Origin of the sequence: Pararcticibacter amylolyticus (assembly GCF_003130405.1) — a bacterium.
In the GTDB taxonomy this organism is placed as follows: domain Bacteria; phylum Bacteroidota; class Bacteroidia; order Sphingobacteriales; family Sphingobacteriaceae; genus Arcticibacter; species Arcticibacter amylolyticus.
This window is the reverse complement of sequence record NZ_QEAS01000013.1, coordinates 117,540-121,971: the sequence shown is the minus strand read 5'-3', so window position 1 is coordinate 121,971 and position 4,432 is coordinate 117,540. Positions and strand designations below refer to the sequence as shown.

The 4,432-nt window shown below is 45.0% G+C and carries 5 protein-coding genes; 4 read left to right on the top strand and 1 reads right to left on the bottom strand.

The genetic code is table 11. The features are described from left to right. The 4 genes from DDR33_RS16250 to DDR33_RS16235 all read left to right on the top strand — a co-directional run. Window positions 1-1,124, top strand: a 1,124-nt coding sequence (locus DDR33_RS16250) for an MFS transporter (protein ID WP_238387829.1), incomplete at its 5' end; no start/stop codon positions are given. 5 nt (window positions 1,125-1,129) lie between these two features. Next, window positions 1,130-1,348: a DUF6814 family protein gene (locus DDR33_RS16245; RefSeq protein ID WP_109416861.1), complete on the top strand. Its 219-nt coding sequence runs from the start codon at window positions 1,130-1,132 to the stop codon at window positions 1,346-1,348. 249 nt (window positions 1,349-1,597) lie between these two features. Next, the gene (acs, locus tag DDR33_RS16240; protein ID WP_109416860.1) at window positions 1,598-3,511 is read left to right on the top strand and encodes an acetate--CoA ligase; all 1,914 of its coding nucleotides are present in this window, start codon (window positions 1,598-1,600) and stop codon (window positions 3,509-3,511) included. Between the two features lie 69 nt (window positions 3,512-3,580). After that, window positions 3,581-3,766 carry a CsbD family protein gene (locus tag DDR33_RS16235; RefSeq protein WP_109416859.1) on the top strand — a complete coding sequence of 62 codons (186 nt, stop codon included), beginning with the start codon at window positions 3,581-3,583 and terminating at the stop codon, window positions 3,764-3,766. Between the two features lie 110 nt (window positions 3,767-3,876). On the opposite strand, the gene DDR33_RS16230 is transcribed toward DDR33_RS16235, so the two are convergent. Then, window positions 3,877-4,356 carry a hypothetical protein gene (locus DDR33_RS16230; protein WP_109416858.1) on the bottom strand — a complete coding sequence of 160 codons (480 nt, stop codon included), beginning with the start codon at window positions 4,354-4,356 and terminating at the stop codon, window positions 3,877-3,879. Between the last annotated feature and the right edge of the window lie 76 nt (window positions 4,357-4,432).

The window sequence follows — 4,432 nt, the reverse complement described above, 5'->3', positions numbered from 1 at the left end:
GAGGCGAATATGGTGGTGCTGCCACCTATGTTGCGGAACATGCACCCGCCGGCCGGAGAGGTTTTTACACCAGTTTTATCCAGACAACGGCAACCCTCGGCTTGTTTTTGTCGCTCGGGGTGATTCTTCTTACCCGTTATGCATTGGATATTAACGCTTTCAATAACTGGGGATGGCGCATTCCTTTCCTCCTTTCTGCCTTCCTGGTTGTCGTATCGATCATCATAAGGCTCAGGATGCATGAGTCGCCCTTGTTTGCAAAAATTAAAGCCGAAGGGAAAATAGTTTCAAATCCGCTTAAAGAATCGTTTGGCAAAAAGGAGAACCTTAAAATGGTTTTACTTGCCTTATTCGGCGCTACTGCCGGACAGGGGGTAGTCTGGTATACGGGACAGTTTTATGCCCTGTCTTTTATTCAGAAAACCATGCACGTGGAATTTGTACAATCGAATTACGTCATCGCAATTGCCTTACTGATAGGAACACCGTTTTTCGTCATATTCGGCGGATGGTCAGATAAGATCGGCAGGCGGAACATCATGCTGGCCGGAATGCTGCTGGGGGTGATTTTTTACCGGCCCTTGTACCAGCAGATGTATGCTTTGTCTGACATGAGCCTCAAAGTCGAACGTCAGGACCTGAAGACCCTGCGGAATGAAACCCAGGTCGAAAACGATGGCCGGGTAAATATCAGGACCGTCTCGCGCATGTATACAGACGGCACCGAACTCAGAGAAACGACAACATCAGTTGAATCTCTTTCAGGAGAGGCGGGAAAACCGGCGACTGTTACAGAACTCGTGCTTCCCGGAAAATCCTTCTGGATACTGATTTTCCTGATTGCCGTTCAGGTGATTTTTGTAACGATGGTATATGGTCCCATTGCAGCTTTTCTTGTCGAATTATTTCCCACCAACATCCGGTATACTTCTATGTCGCTTCCTTACCATATAGGAAATGGTGTTTTTGGTGGTTTGACACCTTTTATTGCTACCAGTCTGACTTCCCTGCCGGGAGCGACACCATTCGACGGTCTTTGGTATCCGATAGGTGTGGCGGCTTTATGCCTGATAATCGGCTTTATTTACATAAAAAAGAAAACAGATGTTCAGTTTAATGATTAAATAGAATGAATAAGCTAAAGAAATATCTGGGTATTGTGTGGTTTACAGGAGGCTTGCTGCTGGCTGTTTTTCTGACATATAAGGCTATTTCGGTATTGGGTGTACCGGGAGCCACGGCCGAAGATTTCGTGTTCTGGAGTGTGATAGTGGCTATTTTTATTCCTATCACTATTGGCTTTATCCTGTTTGGATATTACGCATGGAAAGGAGAATACGGAAAGTGAATTAACGATTTTGTGATTTAAAATTTATAAAATCATGAACCAGAAATTGGTGATTTGATGGAGATTGTACCAGTTGTTAGTAGAGTTATTGATAAAGATTTGCGGAATCTGCTGACAAATAACCGGGAATATGGAGCAACAAACTATTCAATAATTTAAGCAGGAGCCGATTGCTGACAGCCGATAGCAGACTGCAATCATTGCCCAAATAATCAGTATATAAATAAATAGTAATTACGAACGAGTGACATGAACCTAAAAATTTCTTCATTTGACGAATACAAAGAAGTTTACAACTATAGTGTGAAAGACCCCGAAAAGTTCTGGGGTGAAGTAGCTGATAACTTCTACTGGCGGAAGAAGTGGGACAAAGTATTGAAATGGAACTTCCGTGATCCGGAAATAGTATGGTTTGAAGGCGCGAAGCTCAATATTACGGAGAATTGCCTCGACCGTCATCTTGAGCAAAACGGTGACACCGCAGCTATCATCTGGGAATCAAATGACCCTGATGAGGCACATCGTGTGCTCACTTATCGCCAGTTGCACGATAAGGTTTGTCAGTTTGCAAACGTTTTGAAAAACAACGGAGTGAAAAAGGGAGACCGGGTTTGCATATACCTGCCGATGGTGCCCGAACTGGCAATCGCTGTGCTGGCCTGTGCGAGAATAGGTGCCATTCATTCGGTTATTTTTGGAGGGTTTTCTGCCCAATCCATTGCCGACAGGATCAACGATGCAGAATGCTGTGTGGTGATCACAGCCGATGGCGGGTTCCGGGGGGCGAAGGATATTCCCCTGAAAGAGGTTATTGATGATGCTCTTGTCCAGTGTCGTAGTGTAAATAAAGTGATTGTCCTGACACGCAGCAGGACGCCTGTGTCCATGATAAAAGGTCGGGACGTCTGGTGGGAAGATGAGATAAAGAAGGTGGAAACACAGGGAAACCCCGAGTGCCCGCCTGAGGAGATGGACGCGGAAGATGTTTTGTTTATTCTCTATACTTCGGGCTCTACCGGGAAACCCAAAGGCGTTGTGCATACTTGCGGGGGCTATATGGTGTATACCGGCTATACTTTTGCGAATGTATTTCAATACGAACCCGGGGAAATCTATTTCTGTACCGCCGACATCGGCTGGATTACAGGACATAGCTATATCGTTTACGGGCCTCTTTCTCAGGGTGCTACGACGCTTATGTTCGAAGGGGTTCCTACATGGCCCGGTCCCGACCGGCTGTGGCAGATTACCGATAAATTTAAGGTGAATATCCTTTATACGGCACCAACAGCTATCCGCTCACTGATGGGATTTGGCGATGAACCCCTCGAGGGTAAAGACTTGAGTTCCCTGAAAAAGCTTGGATCTGTAGGAGAACCCATTAATGAAGAAGCCTGGCATTGGTTTCACGACAAAGTAGGGAAGGGGAATTGTCCTATAGCCGACACTTGGTGGCAGACGGAAACAGGCGGCTTAATGATCTCTCCGATAGCTGGAATTACCCCTCTAAAGCCAGGCTACGCCAGCCTTCCTTTGCCGGGCATTCAACCCTGTCTGATGGACGAAAATGCGAAAGAAATTGAAGGGAATGGTGTAAGTGGTAACCTCTGCATCAAATTCCCATGGCCGGGAATGCTCAGAACAACTTATGGTGATCATGAACGCTGCCGGAACACGTACTTCTCAGCTTATCCGGATATGTATTTCACGGGGGATGGATGTTTAAGAGATGACGATGGATTCTACCGTATTACCGGGCGGGTAGATGATGTGTTAAATGTGTCAGGACACCGCATTGGTACTGCCGAGGTGGAAAATGCTATCAATATGCACGCCGACGTAGTCGAGAGTGCTGTGGTGGGCTATCCTCATGCGATAAAAGGCCAGGGAATTTATGCTTATGTAATCCTGGGGAGTTCTTTACACAATGAGGCGGAGCTTGTTCAGAAAGATATCCTGAAAACGGTCACCCGGATCATCGGTGCTATTGCAAAGCCGGATAAGATTCAGTTTGTTACGGGGCTGCCCAAAACCAGGTCGGGAAAGATTATGCGCCGTATCCTGAGGAAAATAGCAGAAGGGGACACTTCTAACCTTGGTGATACGAGCACGCTTCTGGATCCGGGGGTAGTGGAAGAGATCAGGTCGGGGGCGCTGGTATAATAGCGGATATCTGAAACAAGATGTTGTTCCTGCTGTTATTTAAACAGAACAAATTTAGATATCTATACTATGGACAAGTTAGAATTGAAAGGAAGCTGGAACGAGCTTAAGGGAAAGGTTAAACAGGCATATGGTGATTTAACCGACGATGATTTGATATATGAAGAAGGAAAAGAGGATGAACTCTACGGACGTCTTCAGAATAAGACAGGCAAGACCCGCGATGAAGTGGTCAAATGGCTTAGAGGCTTATAAAAAAAGCGGCGAAAGCCGCTTTTTTTATAAGAATTATTCCCACAGTCATAACATAACGACCATTCAACCTGCTTTTCGGCCTTGTTTGTGAATGCTCCCTAAGAATGTCTTTATTGGATCAATGTTGGAGCTATCTTAATAAATTTAGCCGAATCTGATTGGAAATAGTCGTTCATACTGATTTTCCCCTCAGGAGTTTTCATGGCAATTTCCCCATCAACTTTTATCAGGTCGCCCACTTTTAGTTTCGAGGCCGCATCTTTTACTTCCGGACTTACCGGCATGACGAATTTAACATTGTAGCCAGTGGTATCTTTAGGAGCCGGTACTTTTAAATCAAGTCCCAGATCGCTGATGTTTTCAACTTTGAAAGTCCAGTGTTTAAACGTGAGGTTATTTGCCACGTATTTTCCCATGTTGGTAATGATCCGGGCCTGTAACTCTTTCTGGTGCTGGAAGATTTTCACAGTATCCTGTGCTCTTTTCAGTCTCATAACAAAATCAGACTGTGATCTCGGAACAGATGCTTTCTGACCGCAGGCTATCAGAAATAACAGCCCTGCCAGGAATAAAATTGGTTTTCTTTTCATTTGACAATACTAGTTTATTCAACAAATCAAATAAAAAGAGTTGTGAATATCAAGCGTTTAAACACGTAAGAGAGTG

What these genes read in the sequence shown, in the direction of transcription:
- DDR33_RS16235 (WP_109416859.1), top strand. Translation starts at nt 3,581, where the DNA reads ATGGACAAGTTAGAATTGAAAGGAAGCTGGAACGAGCTTAAGGGAAAG.
- DDR33_RS16245 (WP_109416861.1), top strand. Translation starts at nt 1,130, where the DNA reads ATGAATAAGCTAAAGAAATATCTGGGTATTGTGTGGTTTACAGGAGGC.
- acs (WP_109416860.1), top strand. Translation starts at nt 1,598, where the DNA reads ATGAACCTAAAAATTTCTTCATTTGACGAATACAAAGAAGTTTACAAC.
- DDR33_RS16230 (WP_109416858.1), bottom strand. Translation starts at nt 4,356, where the DNA reads ATGAAAAGAAAACCAATTTTATTCCTGGCAGGGCTGTTATTTCTGATA.